Source organism: Flavobacterium sp. XGLA_31 (genome assembly GCF_051547105.1).
Lineage (GTDB): Bacteria > Bacteroidota > Bacteroidia > Flavobacteriales > Flavobacteriaceae > Flavobacterium.
On record NZ_JBPTTM010000002.1, the window covers coordinates 194,506 to 218,138 of the forward strand.

Here is a 23,633-nt window from a genome sequence, read left to right on the forward strand (position 1 = left end):
TACTAAAACTACACACATGAAAAATAACACTTGTAGTACGGCCATAGGGTGTACAGCCAAATATCATTTTAATCTTTATTCAGAAAACAATATTGAATCGCCATCAGCCAACGACGAAGAAGAATGCCGTGAACCGGCTGCGAAATTGCCAACCGACTTTCAGTTTATAGATCTCGACACGGTATTTGCCAACTGATTGTAAAATAATATCAAACAAGATGATGTTGTTAGCTCTTATTTTATATCCGCTTTCGAGGATTCCGCTATCCTTGTTATACCGCTTATCTGACGGGTGTGCATATCTGTTGTATCATGTATTCCGATACCGTCGTAAGGTGGTTAAAGCGAATATTGACAAGGCCTTTTCCCATCTTGAGGAAAAGGAACGGCTGGTGATTGAAAGGAAGTTTTACAACCATTTCTGCGATCATTTTATTGAGACTTTAAAGTTGTACTCCATGACCGAGAAAGAGTTGCACCAACACATTACGGCTGACTATTCGGAGCTGGAAAAAATAGTAGCGATGAATCAAAACTGTCATATCTATTTAGGACATCAGTTCAATTGGGAGTGGGCCAATGCCCATATAGCCTCTTCGATAAAAAGTGCCCGTGTCGTTGTGGCTTACAAGCCCTTATCTAACGCCTCGTTTAATACGTTGATGTTGCGCATCCGGAGCCGTTTTGGTTCTAAAATGGTGTCTTCTAAAAATATGAAGAAGGAAATGGCAGAGTTGGGTGATCAGCAGCATGTATTGGTTTTGGTAGCCGACCAAAATCCGAAGGTACCTAAAAAGAGCTTTTGGACTTCTTTTTTATCCCAACGCACCGCTTTTACGGGTGGGACCGAATTGTATACCGCTTCACATAAAACTCCCTTGCTCTTTGCGGAACTTATCCGCGTGGAGCGGGGGCATTATAAGTTTGTACTGACTTCGATATTCAATTTCACCAAGCCCTATAAAACGGGAATTCTTACGGCCCTTTTTACCGAAAAACTGGAGCATACTATTATGAGTCATCCCGAAAATTATTTGTGGAGTCATAAGCGATGGAAGCATAGTTATACTGACGAATACAGTAAACGATGGTTTGATAAAGCTATTATCATTCAATCTTAATCCTGTTTCCGCTTGAAGAGACAAAAGCAAAAGAAGCCTACACGTCCATTGTTCTTGGTCATTTTCTAATTAAATTAATTTTGTCAATATCAATAAGAATAGGTTAAACAGCACAGCATTAACGGAATAGCTGCAAAGTGAAAAAATAACTGTATTTTTTACCCAAAATCGTTTTGCAAAATGAAAAAGGTTATTATATTTGCAACCGCATTGAGAAATTAATGCCCGACTTATTGGAGAAATGGCAGAGTGGTCGATTGCGGCAGTCTTGAAAACTGTTGACTGTAACAGGTCCGGGGGTTCGAATCCCTCTTTCTCCGCAAAGAAAAACCGAAACGAAAGTTTCGGTTTTTTTGTTTTTGGACGTGTCGAAAGTTTACTTTCGTAAACGGACAGAAACAAAAAAACAAACGCCATATTGTGGCGTTTCGATTGTCCTTTGCTCAGGTATCCCATTTCGGGATCACCGGAGGTAATCCCCTGTAACTTTTAGAAAAAAAGACTGTACCACAGCCGCTGGTTGTTTTTGGCACTGGTATCACTTAAAATACAAACCCCAATCTAAAATCGGGGTTTCTTTTTGGTCTTTTAAATTATGATAAAGGTTCGGCAGTAAATCCAGCTTCCTTAACTATTTCAACCACTTGAGCCTCGCTGACATCAGGGTTAGTCACCGTCAACGTTTTCTTTAGGGTCATCAAATCAACTTCCCATTGACCTTCGCCTAATTTCTCATCGAGCACCGGAGAGGCTTTGGAAATACATCCGGTACATTTAATATTGGTTTTGAATTGTAAAATGTTCATGATTATAAAAAATTTAATTAATGATTCTATTTTAAAGTTTGGCCGATTTGAGCCGAAGACTGTTGCCTACTACGGAAACTGAACTCAAAGCCATGGCCGCTCCGGCAATCATAGGGTCTAATAAGAACCCATTGATAGGGTATAGCAAACCGGCAGCCACCGGAATGCCGATCAAGTTATAAATGAAGGCCCAAAACAAGTTTTGCTTGATTGTTGTAATGGTTTTACCGGATAATTTTATGGCTTTGGGAACCATATTCAAATCGGAGGTAATCAAGGTCATTTTGGCCACATCCATGGCTATATCTGATCCTTTACCCATGGCAATGCTCACATCGGCTTGTGCCAGTGCATGACTGTCATTAATCCCATCGCCCACCATAGCGACCACTTTTCCTTGTGACTGTAACTCTTTAACAAATGAAGCTTTGTCCGAGGGCATCACTTCTGCTTTGAAATGACTTACTCCAACTTCTTTTGCGACAGCTTCAGCAGTTTGTCGGTTGTCACCGGTTAACATATAGACTTCGATTCCGCTGTCTTGTAATGTTTTTATCGCTTCTCGGGATGTTGCTTTTATTTTATCGGCGATGGCAATAACCGCAAGAGCTTCTGTACTATTTGAAAAGAAGACAATGGTTTTGGCTTCTTTTTGCCATTTTTCTTCATGTGCAGAGAGTAAGGCATCAATCCTGATTTTATGTTCTGCTAACAGTCTTCTGTTTCCAATGAAAAATTCGTTTTCACCCTTTCTTGCTTTTACTCCTTTGCCTGTTATACTTTCAAAACTATCTAACGGTACCGACTGTATTTTCTCGATCTTAAAAATTTCAGTTACGGCTTCGGCCAATGGATGCTCGGATTGTGTCTCTATTGCAAATATGATTTCTTTTAATGATTTGATGTCGCTTAAACCTTCTTTCCAAAATAGTTCGGTTACTACGGGTTTCCCTTCGGTAATGGTTCCGGTTTTGTCTAAAATAATAGCATTCACTTTATGGCCTAATTCTAAACTTTCGGCATCTTTAATCAGAATGTTGTTTTCTGCTCCTTTGCCTATACCGACCATAATTGCGGTAGGTGTTGCCAATCCGAGTGCACAAGGACAAGCAATAACCAATACCGAAACAGAAGTTAATAACGCATGTGTTAGTGCATTTTCTGAACCTAAAACCAGCCAGATGGAAAAAGTTAAAATAGCAATCCCTATCACTACAGGAACAAAGATTCCGGCAATTTTATCGACCAATTTTTGCACCGGTGGCTTACTTCCTTGTGCTTCCTGTACCATTTTGATGATTTGAGCCAGAATGGTGTCGCCACCAACTTTTTCAGCTTTGAATTCGAAGCCTCCTTTTTGGTTAATAGTACCGGCAAAGACTTTATCGCCTTTCTTTTTTTCAACAGGAATAGGTTCTCCACTAATCATGCTTTCATCTACAAATGAAATGCCGCCAATAACTTCTCCATCAACCGGAATTTTATCTCCTGGTTTTACCAGTATTACGTTTCCAATTACTACATCAGCTATAGCCGTTATTTTTTCCTGACCGGCTTCGATTACTGTAACGGTTTTAGGTTGTAAGCCCATCAGTTTTTTTATGGCTGAAGAGGTGTTGGATTTGGCTTTTTCTTCGAGCAGTTTTCCAATGGAAATAAAGGCAATGATTACAGCTGCCGCTTCAAAATAAACATGAGCATGTAAACCCCGGGTGTGCCAGAATTCAGGGAAAAAAGTATTGAACGTACTGAAAATATAAGCAATTCCCGTACTCAGCGCCACGAGAGTATCCATATTGGCTTTGCGGTGCTTGGCTTGCTTAAAAGCATTGCTGAAAAAGCTTCTCCCCAAATAGAAAACCACTGGTGTAGCCAGCGCCATCATGATATAATTGCCATAAGGCATATTCATAAAGAACATTCCTATGATGGTAATCGGGATGGATAATAAAATAGCCAAGAACGTTCTTCGTTTTAGCTCTTCATAATGTTTTTGCTGCTGTTGCTGTTGTATTTGGAATGGGTCTTCAGCATCGATAATTAAATCGTAACCTATGGAACGGGTTCTATTTTGAATTTCTTCGATGGTAACATCATCTGAATATTCAATCCAGGCCGATTGATTGGCATAATTTACCCCGGCATCTTTGACTCCCTCAGTTGATTTGATAATACTTTCGACACTTACAGCACAGGCAGCACAAGTCATACCAGTAACCGGAAAAGTATGTTTGGTAAAAATATTCATCTTATCTTGTATCGGAATGTTGTCTTTTGTTGCTTTCATGATGTGAAAATTGTGGGAGATTAAGCCCCTTGTTTAATTGATTGATTGATTGATTGATTGATTGAAACTTCTATGCTGTAGTGATAGTATTTCTGAGATTTTTAAAATGATTGGTATCAAAACCTGTATATGCTTTTAGTTGACGAGATAAATGTGATACACTACTGTATCCCAACTCATCGGATATTTCAGTAAGTGATTTATCTGTGGTAATCAGTTGCTCTTTTACTTTAAGGATGCGTTGTGTGATAATATATTTTTCGAGCGTTATTCCTTCATAATCGGAGAAGACTGCACTAAGGTAGGCATAATCTTTGTTAAGCTCATTACTCAAATACTCCGAGAATTTTAATGTATCCCTACTTTGTGCCTGTAAATCGATACCTTTATGAACTAAGCTTTTGATGCTTTCAACAAGCAATACTTTTTTATCGCTCAGCAATTCAAAACCATATTTTTGAAGCATTTGTTGTATTTGGCTTTCATCAGTATCCTGAGGCAATTGTCCTTTAAAAAATACTTCGCCAAGATTAATATTTGTAATTTCTAAACCAATAAGGGAAAGTTCATCAAATAAAATAGAAATACATCTTTTACAAACCATTCCTTTAATCTGAAGTCTTTTTGTTTCTTGCATGTCCTTGTTAATTTGTTAGGACAAAATTAGAATCAGGCGGCTCTTCGGTTGTTATAGAATTCCTGATAAGATGTGTAAAATTTTATAACTGATCGAGTGACTTTCTTTTGTTTTCTTTAACCAGCTTGAAATGAGATGGTGTTAGCCCGGTAACTTTTTTAAATTGGGTCGAAAGGTGTTGCACGTTACTGTATCCCAATTTATAAGCAATTTCACTAAGTGTTAATTCATTATAAACCAATAATTCTTTTACTCTTTCTATTCTTTGCAGGATGATAAATTGCTCAATGGTTATCCCTTCTGTAGTTGAAAATATAGAGCTGATGTAATTGTAATCTATTGGGATTTGGTGGGCTATAATATCGGAGAAGTTTCTTTTCAGATCAATTTCGTCGCTACCGTGTATCGTTTCGACTATGATATTCTTTACTTTTTCTATTATCATAGCTTTTCGATCATCAAGTACTTCAAAGCCATGTGCAGATAAACTGTCTTTCAAGGTAGTAAGCTGTTCTTCAGATAGCTCTTCTTTAAAGGTAATCTCGCCTAATTGCACCGTTTCAGCCATTAAATTATTCTTTTCCAATTCCTGTTTGACTACCAAAATACAGCGTTGGCAAACCATGTTTTTAACTGATACTTTCATAAAATAATTATTTGAATTAGATAGAGTAAAATTCTATTAAAAGCCATTGCTAATTTCTGAAATTTATCCAAATCTTAAAAGGATATTGGATAATTCCGACCGGGGTTACAAAATTACAGGTTTAATAATTCAGCCCTAAGCCAATTCCCCAACCCATATCACTATCATAATGTGTGGTAATACCATAATTTTTACCTAATATATATCGTAATCCTGCCATGTATTCTTTATCGGTATTCCACATAACACTCATTCGTAAACGTTTTGATAGCGGTATATCCATACGCTCCAACTGAAACCTGAAATTACCATCTTCATAGGCTTCAAATTGTGCTTTTACAAGCATCGGCAACATATACTCAACCCCGATACTCAACACACCGCGTTTGTCCTTGGTATTGGTTTGTCCAAAGAGGTTTTCTTCCATTTCACCTTCATTCATTTTGCGGTAGCGCCAGTCAAACCCCACAAAAGGCATCAGCCATTGCATCTTATCAATGTACCGGCCAATATGAGTTTCTGTCTCATAACCGTGCATGTCGTTGTATCCCAGTCGCCATTCGGTCCCCATACTCCAGCGGGTATTCTGAATCATTAACTCTCCGTCATTACCATTGGAGGCAAAATCATTCTCTGCCATGATATGAAACGCCCGGTCATCGGCAAACAGTTTGCGCTGAGCCAATTTTGGATTTTGAATTAAAGGATTTGCCGCCTGATTTTCATAAGTGAATACCCGGCCCATGCCGCTCATCATATGGTACAATATATGACAGTGGAAAAACCAATCGCCTTCTACATTGGCATTAAACTCGATAGTGTCCGTCTCCATAGGCATAATATCAATGATGTTTTTCAATGGCACATAGTCGCCTTGGCCATTAATTACCCTGAAATCATGGCCGTGCAGGTGCATGGGATGGCGCATCATGGAACCATTGTAAAGGGTAATCCTGACATTTTCACCCTTCTTGATTAGTATTTTATCGGTTTCAGAAACGACCTTGTTATCCAAACTCCAAACGTAGCGGTTCATATTACCGGAGAGTTCAAAATGCAGTTCTTTTACCGGGCCTTCCGGCAAGGTGGTCTTATGAGGGGCTTTTAGCATTGCATAATTGAGCGTTTGTATGTCCGAAAGGGCATTCCCATCGTATTGATTTGGGATAGTCTCGGTTGTATCAGTCTCCGGCTTTTTATTTTCACTTCCTGTTATTTCGGGGTACATGACTACATTCATGTCCATTTGATTGAGCGACATCTGCATGCCCATATCGTCCAAATCGCCATTCATTTTCATCATGTCATTCATCATTTTCATCCCTTCGAAATACTTTAGTTTGGGTAGTGGCTTAGCCGATTGCGTACTGCCGTTGCCAAAGAACATAGAAGTTGATTTGGTGCGGTCTTCGGCAGTAGCCAAGAATTCATAGGCTTTATTGTTTTCAGGTATCGTTATAATCACATCATAGGTTTCAGAAACAGCTACAATGAGGCGATCTACATCTACAGGCTCCACATCGTTACCATCACTCGCCACCACAGTGATTTTTCCACCGGAATAGGTGAGCCAAAAATAGGTTGATGCCCCACCGTTGGAAATACGCAACCGCACTTTGTCTCCAGCCTTGAACCGTGGAAATTCGTTTTGATTTTTACCATTAATAAGAAATTGATCATAGTACACATCGCTCACATCCATAGCGTTCATACGCTTCCATTCATTGGTAAGCTTGGTCATAAAGTGCCCGCTTCTAATGGCTTCAGCATAACTTTGTGTTGTTCCTTTTTTGATGGCAAACCAATCGGTAGCATTGTGCAGCATACGGTGTACATTCTCCGGTTTCATGTCGGTCCACTCGCTCAGTATCAAGGGAATGGTAGGCAGGTCATCAATGCCTTTACGGAAGCTGGGATCTTCTAATCTTTTATTCATAATAAAAGAGCCGTACATACCGATTTGTTCCTGTAATTCTGTGTGACTATGGTACCAATGGGTTCCGTTTTGAATAATGGGAAAGGTATATAAATGTGTCGAATGAGGAGGAATCGGCATTTGCGTCAAGTTAGGAACACCGTCCTCTTTATTGGGTAAAAATAGTCCGTGCCAATGGAGGGATGTTTCTTCATCCAATTCGTTGTGGACATAGATTTCAGCTGTATCACCCTCAGTGAAGGTTAAAGTCGGCATGGGGATTTGCCCATTGACCGCTATGGCTCTTTTGGGTTTCCCGGTAAAATTAACAACTGTATCCCGAACATATAAATCATACCGTACTATTTTGGGTGGTGGGCTTTTAGTTGCGTTTGGGCTTGCTTCTGATTTTGGGGCTTCGACTTCCTTTTCTTCCGGGATGTCTTTCTCAACAGTTGCCTCTTTCTTAACCGGCGCTGTAGGTTTGGGTGTAGTAACCGGTTTTGAAGATGAAGTTTTACGGTCTTTTTTAGGTTTTTCCTTAATCAGTGTCATCCCACACTTGGGGCATTTTCCGGGTTTTATGGCATGGATTTCCGGGTGCATGATGCATGTATACGTGGGGGGCTGTCCTTGGAAATTTTCTGCAGCAACCTTTGCGGCTACATCTGCCTTTGCACCGGAAAGGGTAAAGACCAAGGTTAGTAAAAGCAATATGTTTTTCATAGAGATCATTCTTTTTATCATTTATCGCTTCAAAATTTGGTATACCATCACCAACAAAGTTCCCGAAATTATAACAAGGAACTTTGCCGGGAAGTTATTGGAACCAACAGTTTAGGCTATCGGATTATTCTTTAGTAACCGGTTCGGTTAGTTTCATTCCGCATTTAGGACATTCTTCATTCATTTTGCCGTGTACCTCAGGATGCATAGGGCAGGCGTATAAGGCGGTTGTATTACTTTTGTCTTTAGCATGGGTAGACTCGGTAGTACTGTCAGCAGGGCTAATAGTGTCTTGAGTTTGTTGTTTTGCTTCTGATGGAGTCTCTTCGCTGTTTGGTTTGCAGGAGACCATTCCTAATCCGATGATGGCCGCTATAAAAAGTGTTTTTTTCATGATACTGATCTTTAGATTATTTTTCGATGGTTTCTTTTAATTTACCACAAACCAACATTTGAGCTCCATAGTACGGATTCTTAATTTCCTTAGTCTCACTAAGCCAAATCGAACCTCCTTCATACATTGGACAAAAATCCAGATACAATTTTTGTGATGTGCCAAAAGTACTTACTAGTTCATTGATGTTTTTGCTCAGTTCCTGAAAAGCCTTTCTTTGTTTATCAAGCTTTCCTTTACTAGTAGAGATTGTTTTCGCCTGCTTTTTTGCCTCATCTGTTATTTTTGTCAACAGCGTTTTTTGTATGGCAGAAACCTCATTTGTATTGATCTCGTTTAATGATTTTATTAATGCTTCCCCTGATTCGGATGCGGTATTAGAATCACTTTTTACCAAAGCATTTTTAATTTTCAAATAACTACTGACAACCTCATTTGTTGAAAATCTTGTTTGTGTAATGGCTGTGCCGTATGCATTTTTCAGTATGCGATTTTCGTTTTGACTCTTGGTAAAAGATAAAAAACCAAGTACCATTGTGGTGATAGAGAAGATTATTGTTTTCATTGTTGCTTTTTATTTAAAGTTAATCATTTTTTGGTTTCTTTTCAGATTAAAGAAAGTATATTGTAGATTCAGATAAAGTCCGTTAGGAGCTGTGCGCAACATTGAGCTGTACAACTGTTGTTTGTAAGCCAAATCAACACGGGCCTGACTGTTAATAATGAACTGTAATGAAGGAACAATGTCTAAAAAAGATTTTTGATTCTCGTTTAACGTTTGTCCGACAAGTTCCACCATTAGGTTGATGTTGGTTTGTTTGTAATCAGAATACGCTTTCGGATACATTAGTTTCCCGAAGGAAAGCGTATAATTGATGGCCAGATTGCTTTGACTGTCAGGAAACGGATTATTCGGTTTATTATCAAGCGCTTTTTCGATACTCACCGAAGTACTGATGGCCACTTTTTTAATCAGCTTTGTAGCTATGACACCTGCCTCAAAACCTGAATTATGCCCCATAGTCTCAATTTCTTCCTGATGGATATCGGAATTATTAAAACTGTAGCGACCAAAAGCAGCCATTCTGAAATGACTGTGCAAATCATCGGTTGATAAAAAACGGTATTTGGCATACAGCCCCCCCCCTTCGGTTTTTAAGTCGCTGCTGGTGCTGTTTCGGTTGCTAATAAAACCTGAGAGTCGAAGCATTAAGTTTTTGTTGACTCCCCATGTTAACTCAGGCATCATGTGGTAGTTGTAACCTGCTTTATATTTTTCTTTCATCAGCGATTCACCCAATTTGATGCCGATAGAACCTGCAGGCACATTACTGGCCGGTTCGGTCACTACGAATAACTCCTGCGCGTTGATTTGATAGGAAATAAAAAGTAAAACGGAAATACAAAGTGACTTCATTTTATATCAATTTTAAATGGAAGGTTTTTTCATCATCCGATCCATAGGTTGGGAATATAGATAATGATTTTACTATTTTTTTATATTCTTTAGGCGTTACAAAACCTTTGTCCATTACTTTAGCTACAATCTGACCCTTTAGTTGATTAGTATCGGCATCGATAAAAATATATGTTTTCTCGTTTTGGTTAGTACTTAGTTTATCATCCAATTTTGGATTATCAAGAGTCAGTGTAATAACCATAGAACCTACAAAGAATCCGGCTTTTTCCACACGCTGTTTTAATATAATTGGCGTAATTTGATTGTCTTTTTTTAATTGTACTGTAAATGTATTTGTATTCAAATCAGTAGTTACACTTTCTACTTCAGGTAAGGCTTTTAATTGCTTATTTATAGCATTGGAGCACATAGAACAGGTTAAACCGGTTGCTACTATTTCGGCTTTAGTGATTTGTGAATACGTTACCGTATTGATAGCGAATACTACGAGTATCGCAAGCATAATTTTTGTTTTCATTTTTATTTTGAATTTAATAAGTTACTAATTTCTTCGTGTGTTGGATTAATTGCGATGAGTTTACCTTGTTTATCAAAAAGATAAGACGCAGGGAGTTGTTCAACCCCAAATTGGATAGCTGTGGCAGCATCAAAGCCATATGGGTCATTTAGCTGTTGATAGTTAATGTTATCTTTTTCAATAGCTCTAATCCATTTTTTTGTATCGGCATCTAATGAAATGCCAATGATTATCAAATCTTTTTTAGCGGTGTCTTTTTGCAACTGAACCAACTCCTTGTTTTTTTTTCTGCATGGTGCACACCATGATGCCCAGAAATCGATTAATACATATTGATTTTTATTTGGGGAAACTTTTACCTCTTTGCCTGTGATATCTTTTAAAGATATAGTGGGCAATTGGCTGCCAACAGTAATTTGAGATTTTGCCGTAAAAGCAATAATCAAACTGAATAATAAAATGTATTGTCTCATTTTTAATGCTTTAAATTTATGATGCAAAGTACCGTCATTGGCCGCATCTGGGTTTTGTACAATTTCTGAAATGATGTATATAATTTTATAATTATTGCTTTTTATCTTTGTACCTGTTATTAAAAACCTATTCTTCATCATGAAAACAAACAGGCAACCCGGCATCAACCATATTGAGTTTTGGGTTTCTGATCTCAACAAATCTTTTGCTTTCTACAAAGCATTCCTTGAAATTATAGAATGGAATCCCATCGGAAACTATGCTATGGCTACCAGCACTATGGAAATTTATTTTAAAGAAATGGTTGGGCTGAAAACGATTCCCGTGTTAGGGGTTAGACATATTTGCTTTCAGGCAACCCGAAAAGAGCAGGTAGATAAAATTGGTTTGCTACTGCATACCATGAATGCAAAAATAATTCGAGGACCGGTTGAAATGCCTTACTCTAACGGTTATTACACCGTGGATTTTTATGATCCTGATGGTTTTATTATAGAAGTGGCATATACACCTCACGCCGTATTTGCTGTTTAAGCTTTTTGGGGATTAAGTGCTTTAGATTGTTATGGCGACATTACCTTTTTTATGTCCTTTTTCAACATAAGCGTGTGCTTCAACAATTTGTTCCAAGGGGTAGATTTTGTCAATGATAGGTTTAAATTCACCGGCTTCTGTAAGTTTTTTCAACAAAGCGATGTCTTCAGCTTTATGGCTAATCACTCCTGTCAATATTTTTCTTTTGCTTGTCACAGAAAACCATAAACCCTGCAACATTTCACTCATTCCTGCAGCACTTAAAATCAGGGTGCCTTCTTTGGAAAGTGATTTTAGAGCGCGGCCAACTGAAGCTGAATTAACTGTGTCAAAAATCAAATCATAGATTTCATGGTTTTGGGTAAAATCTTCTTTGGTGTAGTCAATTACCTTGTCAGCCCCGATAGATTTCACTAAATCAATATTTGCTGTGCTACAAACAGCAGTTACATGCGCTCCAAATGATTTTGCCAGTTGAACGGCAGCACTTCCAACTGCCCCCGAAGCACCTACAATCAGTATTTTTTGCCCGGGCTTAATGGTAACTTTTTTTATAAAATGTAAAGCAGTAACACCGCCAAAAGGAATAACTGCGGCTTCTTTATGAGAAATGTTATCTGGCTTTAAAGCTAGTGACCCATCTTCCGGAAGACATTTGTATTCGGCATATGAACCAAAAGTCATATTGGTGTGACCAAAGACAGCATCCCCAACTTTGAAACGTTTTATGTTTTTACCAACACTTTCGACTTCGCCTGAATAGACACTCCCAAGTATATTGACTTTGGGTTTCAATAATCCAAAAAATAATCTGACAGCAAATGGGTCGGCTTTACGTAATCTCCAGTCACCTGAATTGACCGCAGTAGCTTTAATCTGTACAAGAATTTCATTATCTTTTGGGATAGGTTTGGTTACTTCCTTAATTTGGAGTACATCCGGAGCACCGTATTTTGTATAGATTGCTGCTTTCATTTTTGCATTATGAGTTACTTTTTAAAATTCGCTGCAGCTGTCTTGCTGTTTTGAAACCACACTGAGCGGCGATATACTCAATGGTGTATTCCGGATTATTTACCAATGTTTTGGCAAACTCAATTCTTAGGAGTGTTAAATATTCGATAATGGTTGTTCCCGTCTTTTCTTTAAAAACACGGCTTAGGTTTCTGGGGCTCATAGCAACCAAGTCTGCTAATTCCTCTACGCTGTTATCACCCGATAAATTGTTTATCATATGATCCTGGACTTCATGAATTTTTGGATGGATGTGATTTCTGTAATCGAGATAGATACTCTTTTGAGTGTGATTATCATTTCGTCGGTAGTAAACTACCAATCCTCTTGCTACTTTATGGGTGAAAAAAGCTCCTTTTAACTCTTCAAGAATAAACAGTGCTAAATCAATTCCGGAACTAATGCCGGCACTTGTGTAAATATTGTTGCTCTTTTTAAAGAGTACGTCAGTCAATACTTTTGCCTTTGGGAACCTACTTTTTAATTGGTCTATTCTTCTCCAGTGTGTAGTGCATTCCGTATCATTAAGCAAGCCGGCTTCTGCTAATGCAAATGCACCGTTACACACCGAGCAAACTAAGACTTTTTTGGACGACTGTACTTTTAGCCAATTGAAAAATTCTTTTTCTGCCCTGAAGGCAATAGAATCAACATAATCAAAACTCATTCCCGGCATGAAAATATAGTCTCCCTCTTTTAATTCAGCTTCACTAAAATGTGATATTTTTCCGAATGCGAGCCCTGAATTGCTAACTGTATGAGCAGTATAGGAGTAAAACTCAAGCTCTATTTCAAATCCGTAGAATTTAGCCTCGGTAAAGACCTGAAGTGGCCCTGCCAAATCTAAAATTTCTACTGTTGGTGGAATTATGAATGCTATTTTTTTCATATCGGGTAACGTGTTTTTTAAGTTGAAATTAGAATACAAAAGTAATGGGTAACTTAGCTGATTAAAAGACAGTTTTACGTCAAAAACTGACAAAATAAAGCGATTGATGACAAACGATTGTCGAACTATACTTTGTAAATCCTAACTAAAGTTATAAAATAAAACCCGATGTTACTTAAGAAGTTCACAATTGTAACCCATTTGCTTTAAGTAGGTTATAATAAAATTATTCTTTATCCTGCCTATTCCTTCAACTCTAAGAATTTTATCACAGTCCTCTATGTCGAAATTAATCTTAGTTTTTGATAACATTTTTTCAAGACTGCTAGCGATAAGTTGAGCATCTCTCTGCAATTGAACGTTAGTTTTAAATACTTCTACCATCATTTTCAAATATGAGTTTATTAAGTCTAATTGTTTTAAAAGTTAGGTATATCCCAACGATATAATCCAGAGACATACAGAATAGGTCATAATGGGGAGGTAGTAGTGACGAATCCTGCCAAAAGCTATACCCTATATCCCAAAGACCATGTAAAAAATAGCCCAATGCTACTACATAAAGGTTGTTTTTTGTAAGTCCGAAGTAGGCAATGAAAAGAAAAACAATTGCCTGAACTGAAGCAATAAGAAAAGCTGACATATCTGTCCAGGTAAAACCAACGTATAGAAACCCAATAGCGCATAGTATCAGTGAGTATATGCTGTTTTTGTTAAATTGTTTCAGTAGTTCAAAAAGAACTATTTGCGCCAGAGCCATTGAAACTCCGATAATGATTGCTGTAATCATTTTAGTCTATTTAAAATAATTAATAATTGTTTGATAAGTAGGAGTTAACATTCTATTGAGAATACTATTTCTTTTTATCAGGGCAAAGATATTGTAGTAACCATATCTCAAAATAGACAAGGAAGCGTCATAATAGGACAAAGACTTCTCTCTAAATCATTACGTGAAGGAACATATTACTGAACTTGTGTCATTTTTAAGTTTTAGCCGGCAAATTTAACCAAGGTTGCAGTACCTTGAGGTAGTTTATCTTTCAAAGAGAAGTAGTGATAATTTTAAATCAGATTATTTTGCCCTCGTTTCGGTTGTATTGAGAAAAGTTTTGAGAAGAAATTAATTTACAATTACTTTTCTGGTCACTATTTTATCATCACACATTAAATTTACAATGTAGATTCCTGAAGTTTGGAGTAGGATGTCTGTTTGAAGTGAATTTATGTTTTCTCTGAACACTATTCTACCAGATAGGTCTGTGATATTTACCTTTTTTATCATCTTATTTGACAATATGGTCAACCGACCATCATAAGAGGGAATAGGATAAATAGATACTTCAAAATTTTGGTCATTGATAGGTACTTCAATACCAAGCTCATTTGATTTTGAGTACAGTCCCATATCTGAAGCTATATATATCTTTCCATTAAATTCTTCGAGATCATATGAGTAAAATGGTAATAACTCATTAAAATTACCCCAGGAAGACCCCATGTCATTTAAACCTCTTTTTTGTAAATAAGTATAATTTGTGGCCATGTTATGGGTAAGTGCATACAGACTGTTGCTACCCGTGAATAATTGTCTGAAGACACCGTTATTGAGCCCGATATTGTCAGATGTCCAATTGTTTCCAAAATCATCAGAACGTAACAATTTGTTACCGTTTGCCACATACAATATGTTGCCTAATAGTAAAGCGTCGTCAACCGCAAGCCCGGGATACAAGGTGTTAAAATAGTAATCCTCAGTCCAACTGCTTCCGTTTTCGTCGAATTTGTAAAATGTTCCATTTGCCCCTGAAAAAGCATATAAGGTTTGGTTCGCACTTACAATTTTATTAACGTTGTATGAATAAGTAGGCAGGTTTAAAGTTTGATTATGCCATAGGTTGCCATCGTAGTACCAAACACCAAATCCTGTACTTGCCATATATAGCTTACCGTTGTGGGGTATGAAATTGGCGGAGTGGATGCCTGTCAGGGTGTGGTTCCAAACTCCACCCGTAGTTAAGGCTCTGGTGTAAACACCGTGGTACATAGTGCCTATGTGTAGTTTGCCTCCAAAAGCATATATGGTTGTGGGGGTTACCGATATGTTTGTGAAGATTTCGGTTGACCAGGTAATACCATCAGTGCTTGAAAAGAGTTTGTTTTCGGAAGCGGCATAAAGTTTTCCCGAGATTTGTTTTACGACCATAAATTCCTGTTGGGGTAGGTCATTGACCAATTGCCATGATTGCGATTGGACGGAAAGGCCAATCAAAAGGCCCATCATTGCGATTAAATTTTTCATGATTGATGATTGAAACTTGAATTTGATTAAAGCTATGTAATCCATTGTTCTGAAAGGAATACAGAGATTTAGTAAAAATCAAGACGATTGATTTGATTAGTAACTGATTTTGTCGCAAAGTTACAGTACGTGTTTCTACCGGACTTTGTAAAATTTCTTTAAGATTTAATATAATTCTTTGAATTTTAAATAAATCTCCTTTTTGTGACTTTATTATGATTGACTGGGTAAAGTATTAAAACAACGTTCAGGGGCGAAACAAATTCCTTATAATTGTATTGAAAATAAATAAAGACAAGACAGAGTAGTAACTATAGAATTTCCGGAAGCAGATGGAGTCATACAAAAAATCCCGAAATGTTACTTTCGGGATTATTTTTAATATGTCACATATTCGGTGATTTCCAGTCCGTATCCAATCATACCGACCCGTTTGGTTTGGGTCGTATTGGAGATCAGTCGGATTTTGGACACATCGATATCGTGCAGAATTTGCGCCCCGATACCAAAATCCTTGTTGTCCATTTTAATTTGAGGTGCCTTGAAGATCCCTTCACTTTGCAGTTGTTTTAATTCGCTCAGACGGCTCAGTAAATCAGAGGAATCTGTTTCCTGATTGATGAACAAGATAGCTCCTTTGCCTTCGTCGGATATTTGTCGGAACATGGTTTCCAGTTTTTGATCCATGTCATTGGTCAGCGTGTTCAGGATATCGTTATTGGCTTGTGACGAGTTGATACGGGTCAGTATCGGTTCGCCCGAATTCCAGCTGCCTTTGGTTAAGGCCAAATGAACCTGTTTGTTCGTGGTTTGCTGGTACGCGCGCAAACGGAATTGCCCAAAACGCGTGGTAATCTCGAAATCCTCTTTTTTGATAATCAAACTGTCGTGCTGCATGCGGTAAGCGACCAAGTCTTCTATAGAAACTAATTTCAGATCAAATCTCTTTGCTACTTCTACCAGTTCGGGTAAACGGGCCATGGTACCGTCTTCGTTCATGATTTCCACAATCACGCCGGCAGATTTAAAGCCTGCCAAACGAGCAAAGTCAATAGCTGCTTCGGTGTGTCCCGTACGACGCAATACCCCGCCTTGTTTGGCGGTCAACGGAAAGATGTGCCCCGGACGTGCTAAGTCGTAGGGTTTGGTGTCTTCATTAACCAAAGCCAAAATGGTTTTAGCACGGTCAGCAGCAGAGATTCCGGTGGTGACGCCGTGTCCCTTTAAATCGACTGAAACTGTGAAGGCCGTTTCCATGTGGTCGGTGTTGTTTTTCACCATGGAATGCAGCTCCAATTCGTTGCAGCGTCTTTCTGTTAAAGGCGCACAAATCAGCCCGCGTCCGTGTGTAGCCATAAAGTTGATCATTTCAGGCGTTACTTTTTCGGCCGCAGCTAAAAAGTCCCCTTCATTTTCTCGGTCTTCATCATCCACCACGATGATGACTTTTCCCTGACGAATGTCTTCGATAGCTTCGGCTATGGTGTTGAGTTGTATTTTGTTGTTGTTGTCCATCAGACCTTGGTATTAGTGTCTGAAAGCAGGGCTTTCAGCGCATAGTAGTTGTAAATGTAAAATAAGATATAAAACGGAAACCCTCCTAAGAGTAGCGTTAACAGGTTGACATCAGGTTGTTTGTTATACTGGGCAACCAACTTACGGAAGGCTTGCCAGGATTTGAAAAGAAATACATAGAATACGGCTGCCAACGATATGGCTACAGCTACATACAGCGTGCCTTCTAACACTCCTGAAAGCAGCACCAGCAACAGTGCAGTATACACAACCAGCGTTATAAGACTGTATTTTTTATAAGCGGTATGCGAGAGGATTACTGCCTCTTGGTCAATAGGAGATGGGACAGGTTGATTTTGCTTGGCTTTGCTTTGATGGTGATTCGGAAGCAAATCTACTGCCTCATCTACAAGAGTATAGGCTTCGTCAAGAACTGGTTCCAGAATCAGTTCTTCCACGTTGCTATTCGGGAAGAAACGGTTGAAAAGGTTGGTCAGCCTGTCAAAATTAAAGTTGATTCCTTTGTCTTCCGTAGCCCTTTTGGTAACCAGTATGGCCAAAGGCAACAAGACTAAAGTTGAGAGCCAACAGCCCAGAAACGGAGCAATTCCATTTTCCTGTGCCACTTTTTTTCCAAAAGTATTGATGAAGTGGAAGGTGATAAAAATCAGGATGGCAAATACGATAGGCAAACCTAACCCTCCTTTGCGTATGATGGCCCCCAGCGGTGCTCCGATAAAAAACATCAGGATGCAGGAGAAGGCAATCACAAACTTGTCATAGAGTGCAATCCAGTGCTGATTGATGTTTTTTTGTTTTTCGTCCAGTTCGAATTTCGAGTTCTCTAAAGAAAAATTGGTGGCGTCTACCGTACTACTCGCTACCCGAAGGATTTGTACCTTTTGGTCGGGCGTAAAGTTGTTTAGAATATTGTTTTTGTCTGTCAGCGACTTCGAAATCGGAGTGGGATTGTAATATCCCCCGGTGTTAAAGGTGCGCTGGTACATGTTTTCCGAATAGGAAATCACATCTTTGTTGTAGCTTTTTTGTAAAGAATCCAATGTGTAACGCAATTCCCCAATCGTCAGCATTGTATTGGTGTTGGTAATCTGTCCTTCCTCTAAATTGGCATTGTTCAGTTTAGACAAATCGATATTCAGGACATACCGTTTGAATTCGCTTTTGGCAAACGGAAATTTTTTACGGTCTTCAAATTTCTTCGGGATGATGTCTTCGTAGTAATTTCCGTCTTTGAGTACTAATTTCAGTACGTTGGAATCTTCACTGCTGACCAATTCTCCCTTTTTGGCTTTGATGACGGTATTGCTGCCGTCGCCATAAATGGATTTTTTATGAATAGTCACCAAATCAAGATATTTGCCGTTTTTGCCTGATTTTTTTTCTACCTTGATGTTATAACTGCCTATTTCGCTGAACTGTCCTTCGGCAATAGCCATGGCTGGTTTCACCTGGGCAATATTGCGTCGGAAGTTAACAAACTTATATTCAGCATAAGGAATCACATTGTTGGCAAACAGGAAAGCAATGAAGGACAAGCCGATGATAAAGAAGATGAGACTTCGCATCGCTCTTTGGAGCGAGATCCCGGAAGATTTCATAGCCGCAAATTCATAGTTTTCGGCCAAACTCCCAAAGGTCATAATGGAGGCTAACAGTACGGAAAGCGGCAGCACCAAAGGCACCACACTCGGCATTTTGAACAGCAGGAATTTGATAATCATCAGGAGATCAAGGTCTTTTCCTGCCAATTCAGAAATAAAGAGCCAAACGACCTGTAGCACAAATATGAAGAACAGAATTACAAATACCGTAGCAAATGTAATAAGGAAAGATTTTAATAAGTACCGGTCCAGTATTTTCACCTGAGTTTAATCTATTTTGTTGATGTAGTAATTGGGGTATTTACTCGCCACAAAGGTAAACTGATTTTTTGACAAAGGTTGGTTGGTTTTAAAAGAATTAACGGTAAGTGTGGTTTTAGTCCCGTTTTTACCGATTTCAATGACCGTGTAGATATTTTTGGTTTGGGAATCTATCCCCAATAAGATTTCTTTGCGCTGGTCTTTGGTGCTGGTTGGCACCAATTTGATGTATTGTATTTTACGGCCTTTGACATCTTGAAGGATATCCCAGTAAAATTTGTAACCGTTGTTGAAGAAGGTCAACATTTTAGAAGGCGTGATGGCCTTTTCATCATTGTCGTTGAGGCTGGAAACGGTTACTTCTTCGTCTTCAGGGACGATAGTGTAGCTTTTTTTACCATCGTAAATTTTGGTAACTCCCATAAAATTGAGGACATATTTGTTGCCTTCCAGCACCAAGTTACCTTTACTCTCCTTATTAATGTTTTCTTTACTGTTGTTCAGGGTGTATTTGAAATCGATAGTAATGTTATTATACGATTTAATTTTAGCGGTTACCTGATCTAAAAGGTCTTTTGCTTTTTTATCCTGTGCGGTTCCGGTAAAGCTTACCCATAATAAGAGCGCAACTGACAGTACTTTGTTCATGTTAAGAATTATTTTGTTCATTGTTAAAGAATTGTTCCAAAGAAGCTAAGTCGGTGATGTTTACACTGCGGGCCTTGCTTCCTTCAAATGGACCCACAATACCGGCCGCTTCCAACTGATCAATCAGTCTTCCGGCACGGTTGTACCCGAGTTTTAGTTTTCTCTGCAATAATGATGCCGAACCTTGTTGCGCAGTCACAATAATTTCGGCAGCCTCTCTGAACATAGAGTCTCTTTCGGTGATGTCAAATTCCAGATTAACGCTACTGCCTTCTTCACCAACGTATTCCGGCAACAGATAGGCACTGGCATAGGCTTTTTGAGAACCTATATAATCCACAATTTTTTCTACTTCTGGTGTGTCTACAAAAGCACATTGTACCCTCACTAAATCGTTACCGTTGGAATACAGTAAGTCTCCGCGACCGATTAACTGATCAGCGCCTTGTGTATCTAAAATGGTACGGGAGTCAATCTTGGAGGTCACACGGAACGCAATTCGGGCCGGGAAGTTGGCCTTAATGATACCGGTAATTACATTGACCGATGGTCGTTGGGTCGCAATAATCAGGTGGATTCCAATGGCACGGGCCAACTGGGCCAGACGGGCAATCGGGGTTTCCACTTCTTTACCGGCGGTCATAATCAAATCGGCAAACTCATCAACTACCAATACAATGTAAGGCAGAAAACGGTGACCAAGCTCCGGATTCAGTTTGCGGGCTTTGAACTTGTCGTTGTATTCTTTGATGTTTCGCACCATGGCGTCTTTCAACAACGAATACCGGTTGTCCATTTCCACACAAAGCGAATTCAGGGTGTTGATGACTTTGGTGTTGTCGGTAATGATGGCATCTTCCACATCGGGTAGTTTGGCCAGATAGTGTCTTTCTATTTTATTGAACAACGTCAATTCCACTTTCTTGGGGTCAACGAGTACGAACTTCACTTCGGCAGGGTGTTTTTTGTACAACAACGAAGTCAATACGGCATTTAATCCTACTGATTTTCCTTGTCCTGTAGCTCCTGCCATCAATAAGTGAGGCATTTTGGCTAAGTCTACCACAAAAGTTTCATTCGAAATGGTTTTGCCCAAAGCAATCGGCAATTCCATTTCGGCTTCCTGAAATTTGGCAGAGGCGATAACCGTTTTCATCGGCACCATGGTAGGGTTCTTATTCGGTACCTCAATACCAATGGTGCCTTTCCCCGGAATAGGGGCAATGATACGAATTCCTAGGGCAGCCAATGACAAGGCAATATCGTCTTCCAAACTTTTGATTTTGGAGATGCGGATACCTGCTTCGGGCACGATTTCGTAGAGCGTTACCGAAGGACCAACGGTCGCTTTGATTTGGGCGATATCTATTTTGTAGTTTTTCAGTGTTTCTACAATGCGGTTTTTGTTTTCCTCAAGCTCTTCCTGATTGATAGTGATGCCCACCGAAGCATACTCTTTGAGTAAATCGATGGTGGGAAACTTATAGTTGGAAAGTTCCAAAGTAGGGTCGAACTCCCCGAAATCAGCCACCAGTTTGGCAGCCAAATTCTCTTCCATAACATCTTCATCTGCTGCTTTTTCAATTACAAAAGCTTCATCATTCGTTTCAATGATTTGCGGTTGGGCAACCTCTGCGGGTGCTGTGGTTTTGATAGTCGGCTCCAGATTGATTTCGGAAGCGTGTTCAATGGTGGGTTTTAACGCTTCTTTATTGATTTCAAAAGAAGCAGGTTTTAAAGTCGGCTCCTCAATCATTTCTTCCGGCTGTTCTTCTTCGGTTACGGCAAACTCTTCCAGATTGTAATCCGTAGTCGATGCGGCAGCCGTATCCGCAGGCATATGTAAGCTGTTGAAATCATCTTTCATTTCTTTGTGTTTCTTCTCAAAGAACGACTTGATGGCATCAGGAGATACTTTTATTTTAAAGATAATGTAAATCAGTATGGCAAATACAATCACGAGTAAGGTGCCCGTTTTCCCGATATAATCCTGAATGAACAGGTTCATTTCATATCCTATAGTACCGCCCAGTTCGGGGAGGGTAGAGGCAAAAAAGCCAAAGGTAATAGACAGTACTACTATGGCAAACAGGTCCCAAAACCAAGTGTTTTTTAACTTTTTAATGGGTAAGTCCAATACCAGAAATGCCCCGCTGAGGAACAAAAGTTTGACAAACAAAAAGGCTGCGATTCCGAAGCCGCGGTAAATGAACAGGTCAGCGATATAAGCTCCGATTTTCCCCAGCCAGTTGTTTACGGTTTCATTGCGGTCGGTAAACGCATCTACAGCACTTTGGTCGGCCTGACCTGAAACAAAAAAGGAAATGAAGGAAACCAAAAAAGCGATGGAAACCAATACCAGCATAAAACCAAAAAGCATACGGTATTGCTTTTTCGTTTTCAGGATTTTAAGTTCTGAGTTGGGGTCTTTTTTATTTTCGGTCGTTTCTTTTTTTACTGTTTTTGCCATTGTTGATGTATAACGCTATAAAAATAGAAATTTAATCGAATGTTAATGGAATTTCGGTACATAAATTAATAAAAGTACAGCTATGGCAGCCGAAGCGGCAAACATGACGGCCCCTGCCGCAATGTCTTTGATAAAGCCAATCTTTTCATGGAACTCCGGATGGATGAAATCCGCAATTTTTTCTACAGCGGTATTCAGACTTTCCACGCCCAATACCAATCCGAACGCCAGTATTTGCATCATCCATTCGTAACGGTCGATGTGAAAATAGAATCCGGCAATAATGGACAGTACGCCTACAGAGGACTGTACCATTACGCTGTGCTCGGTCGTGATTAATTTGAGGGCGCCTTTCACGGCAAAACCCACGCTTTTCAAGCGTCCGGTAAAGAAAGAGTTGTCTTTTTGAAATTCCATAGTTCGTGGTATTATAAGGCAGCCAAAGCAGATTCGTAATCGGGTTCGTTTGCAATTTCTGAAACCTGTTCGGTATATTGTACAATTCCGTTTTCATCCAAAACAATGATGGCTCGGGAGTGCAGGCCTGCTAAAGCCCCGTCAGTCATTTCCAAACCATAGTCCTTACCAAAATCACCCGTTTTGAAATCAGACAAACAAATTACGTTGTCCAATCCTTCCGCTCCGCAGAAACGTTTGAAGGCAAAAGGCAAATCGCGTGCGACACACAATACTACCGTGTTTTCTAAAGCGCCGGCTTTGGCATTGAAGGTTCTGGTTGAAGTGGCACAAGTCCCCGTGTCAACACTTGGATATATATTGAGCAGCACTTTGGAACCGGAAAAATCCGCTAAAGAAACACTGCTTAAATCGGTTTTTATTAATTTAAAATCAGGTGCTTTTGAGCCTATTTCGGGTAAGGTTCCGATAGTGTGTATCGGATTTCCTCCTAGAGTGATTGATGCCATTTGCGTAAAAATTTAAGTGCCAAAAGTAGTAAAAATATTTAGCATTGGAGGTAGTTCTGAGTGTTCGGGATAAAATATTTCAAAAATGATTTGGATAGCAGTATTATATTATCGTAATATTGCAATATATTAATTATAGATTGTTATGGGAGCATCAAAATCGGCTTCGTTCTCTGAGGAGCACAATGCGATGGCTGGCTTGTTTAAAGCCTTGTCACATCCGGCACGAGTGGCTATAGTAGATTATTTATTGTCTGTGGAGAGTTGCATTTGCGGAGACATCGTCAACGAGTTGCCCTTGGCGCAACCTACCATTTCGCAACATTTGAAAGAACTCAAAAACGCCAACATTATCCAAGGTACTATAGAAGGGACGGCCATTTGCTATTGCATCAATCCAAAAACAATTGAGCAAATAGAAAATCATTTCGGAGCCATCAAAAACAAGCTGAAAAGCAAATGCTGCTAACCCGCTACACTCAAGAAGTTTAACTGTTTAATTCTTTAAT

The 23,633-nt window shown here is 39.2% G+C and carries 23 protein-coding genes, 1 tRNA gene and 1 pseudogene; 5 read left to right on the forward strand and 20 right to left on the reverse strand.

From position 1 onward, the window contains the following. Positions 1-16 precede the first annotated feature (16 nt). The 3 genes from ACSVH6_RS04825 to ACSVH6_RS04835 all read left to right on the forward strand — a co-directional run bounded on the left by ACSVH6_RS04825 (position 17) and on the right by ACSVH6_RS04835 (position 1,441). Positions 17-196, forward strand: a complete 180-nt coding sequence (locus tag ACSVH6_RS04825; RefSeq protein WP_438076117.1) for a hypothetical protein — start codon at positions 17-19, stop codon at positions 194-196. A 22-nt stretch (positions 197-218) separates the two neighbouring features. Next, positions 219-1,121 (forward strand): lysophospholipid acyltransferase family protein, encoded by a 903-nt coding sequence (locus ACSVH6_RS04830; RefSeq protein ID WP_438076119.1) that lies wholly within the window; start codon positions 219-221, stop codon positions 1,119-1,121. Between the two features lie 235 nt (positions 1,122-1,356). Beyond that, positions 1,357-1,441 (forward strand) — tRNA-Ser (locus ACSVH6_RS04835). 273 nt (positions 1,442-1,714) lie between these two features. Here the strand turns inward: ACSVH6_RS04835 and ACSVH6_RS04840 are convergent. The 10 genes from ACSVH6_RS04840 to ACSVH6_RS04885 form a co-directional block, all read right to left on the reverse strand. Next, positions 1,715-1,927, reverse strand: coding sequence for a heavy-metal-associated domain-containing protein (locus ACSVH6_RS04840; RefSeq protein WP_438076121.1), 213 nt, complete (start codon positions 1,925-1,927; stop codon positions 1,715-1,717). Between the two features lie 31 nt (positions 1,928-1,958). Next, a complete protein-coding gene (locus tag ACSVH6_RS04845; RefSeq protein ID WP_438076123.1) occupies positions 1,959-4,214 on the reverse strand; it encodes a heavy metal translocating P-type ATPase in 2,256 nt (751 codons plus the stop codon). Positions 4,215-4,284: 70 nt separating this feature from the next. Then, on the reverse strand, positions 4,285-4,851 hold the full coding sequence (locus ACSVH6_RS04850) for a helix-turn-helix domain-containing protein (RefSeq protein WP_438076125.1): 567 nt from the start codon (positions 4,849-4,851) through the stop codon (positions 4,285-4,287). 82 nt (positions 4,852-4,933) lie between these two features. Beyond that, the gene (locus ACSVH6_RS04855; protein WP_438076127.1) at positions 4,934-5,497 is read right to left on the reverse strand and encodes a helix-turn-helix domain-containing protein; all 564 of its coding nucleotides are present in this window, start codon (positions 5,495-5,497) and stop codon (positions 4,934-4,936) included. Positions 5,498-5,618: 121 nt separating this feature from the next. After that, the gene (locus tag ACSVH6_RS04860; protein ID WP_438076129.1) at positions 5,619-8,138 is read right to left on the reverse strand and encodes a multicopper oxidase domain-containing protein; all 2,520 of its coding nucleotides are present in this window, start codon (positions 8,136-8,138) and stop codon (positions 5,619-5,621) included. Between the two features lie 124 nt (positions 8,139-8,262). Beyond that, a complete protein-coding gene (locus ACSVH6_RS04865) occupies positions 8,263-8,532 on the reverse strand; it encodes a heavy metal-binding domain-containing protein (RefSeq protein WP_438076131.1) in 270 nt (89 codons plus the stop codon). A 16-nt stretch (positions 8,533-8,548) separates the two neighbouring features. Then, positions 8,549-9,097: a DUF3347 domain-containing protein gene (locus tag ACSVH6_RS04870; protein ID WP_438076133.1), complete on the reverse strand. Its 549-nt coding sequence runs from the start codon at positions 9,095-9,097 to the stop codon at positions 8,549-8,551. Positions 9,098-9,106: 9 nt separating this feature from the next. Then, positions 9,107-9,949 carry a hypothetical protein gene (locus tag ACSVH6_RS04875; RefSeq protein WP_438076135.1) on the reverse strand — a complete coding sequence of 281 codons (843 nt, stop codon included), beginning with the start codon at positions 9,947-9,949 and terminating at the stop codon, positions 9,107-9,109. Position 9,950: 1 nt separating this feature from the next. Beyond that, positions 9,951-10,469, reverse strand: a complete 519-nt coding sequence (locus tag ACSVH6_RS04880; RefSeq protein ID WP_438076137.1) for a heavy-metal-associated domain-containing protein — start codon at positions 10,467-10,469, stop codon at positions 9,951-9,953. A gap of 2 nt (positions 10,470-10,471) precedes the next feature. After that, the gene (locus tag ACSVH6_RS04885; RefSeq protein WP_438076139.1) at positions 10,472-11,083 is read right to left on the reverse strand and encodes a TlpA family protein disulfide reductase; all 612 of its coding nucleotides are present in this window, start codon (positions 11,081-11,083) and stop codon (positions 10,472-10,474) included. Here ACSVH6_RS04885 and ACSVH6_RS04890 point away from each other — a divergent pair. Beyond that, on the forward strand, positions 11,082-11,477 hold the full coding sequence (locus ACSVH6_RS04890; protein WP_438076141.1) for a VOC family protein: 396 nt from the start codon (positions 11,082-11,084) through the stop codon (positions 11,475-11,477). The two genes, ACSVH6_RS04885 and ACSVH6_RS04890, sit on opposite strands and share 2 nt — an antisense overlap. A 21-nt stretch (positions 11,478-11,498) precedes the next feature. On the opposite strand, the gene ACSVH6_RS04895 is transcribed toward ACSVH6_RS04890, so the two are convergent. From ACSVH6_RS04895 to tpx, 10 genes and pseudogenes are all read right to left on the reverse strand, one after another. Beyond that, positions 11,499-12,452, reverse strand: coding sequence for an NAD(P)-dependent alcohol dehydrogenase (locus ACSVH6_RS04895; protein WP_438076143.1), 954 nt, complete (start codon positions 12,450-12,452; stop codon positions 11,499-11,501). 7 nt (positions 12,453-12,459) lie between these two features. Beyond that, the gene (locus tag ACSVH6_RS04900; RefSeq protein ID WP_438076146.1) at positions 12,460-13,380 is read right to left on the reverse strand and encodes a GlxA family transcriptional regulator; all 921 of its coding nucleotides are present in this window, start codon (positions 13,378-13,380) and stop codon (positions 12,460-12,462) included. A 367-nt stretch (positions 13,381-13,747) separates the two neighbouring features. Further along, positions 13,748-14,170 (reverse strand): DUF6010 family protein, encoded by a 423-nt coding sequence (locus ACSVH6_RS04905; RefSeq protein WP_438076148.1) that lies wholly within the window; start codon positions 14,168-14,170, stop codon positions 13,748-13,750. A gap of 333 nt (positions 14,171-14,503) precedes the next feature. Further along, on the reverse strand, positions 14,504-15,682 hold the full coding sequence (locus tag ACSVH6_RS04910; RefSeq protein ID WP_438076150.1) for a T9SS type A sorting domain-containing protein: 1,179 nt from the start codon (positions 15,680-15,682) through the stop codon (positions 14,504-14,506). Positions 15,683-16,060: 378 nt separating this feature from the next. After that, entirely contained in the window at positions 16,061-17,197 is a 1,137-nt protein-coding gene (ribB, locus tag ACSVH6_RS04915) for a 3,4-dihydroxy-2-butanone-4-phosphate synthase (protein WP_438076152.1), read from the reverse strand. A 470-nt stretch (positions 17,198-17,667) separates the two neighbouring features. Beyond that, positions 17,668-19,080, reverse strand: a pseudogene (locus ACSVH6_RS04920) (LptF/LptG family permease); the annotation flags it as partial. 6 nt (positions 19,081-19,086) lie between these two features. Then, positions 19,087-19,728 carry a LolA family protein gene (locus ACSVH6_RS04925; protein WP_438076154.1) on the reverse strand — a complete coding sequence of 214 codons (642 nt, stop codon included), beginning with the start codon at positions 19,726-19,728 and terminating at the stop codon, positions 19,087-19,089. Between the two features lies 1 nt (position 19,729). Next, positions 19,730-22,198 (reverse strand): DNA translocase FtsK, encoded by a 2,469-nt coding sequence (locus ACSVH6_RS04930; RefSeq protein WP_438076155.1) that lies wholly within the window; start codon positions 22,196-22,198, stop codon positions 19,730-19,732. Between the two features lie 42 nt (positions 22,199-22,240). Next, entirely contained in the window at positions 22,241-22,615 is a 375-nt protein-coding gene (locus tag ACSVH6_RS04935) for a diacylglycerol kinase (protein ID WP_438076157.1), read from the reverse strand. An 11-nt stretch (positions 22,616-22,626) separates the two neighbouring features. Next, the gene (gene tpx / locus ACSVH6_RS04940; protein WP_438076158.1) at positions 22,627-23,124 is read right to left on the reverse strand and encodes a thiol peroxidase; all 498 of its coding nucleotides are present in this window, start codon (positions 23,122-23,124) and stop codon (positions 22,627-22,629) included. Between the two features lie 145 nt (positions 23,125-23,269). On the opposite strand from tpx, the gene ACSVH6_RS04945 reads away from it, so the two are divergent. Then, complete coding sequence (locus ACSVH6_RS04945; RefSeq protein ID WP_438076160.1) at positions 23,270-23,593, forward strand: ArsR/SmtB family transcription factor; 324 nt, start codon at positions 23,270-23,272, stop codon at positions 23,591-23,593. The last annotated feature ends 40 nt before the right edge of the window (positions 23,594-23,633 follow it).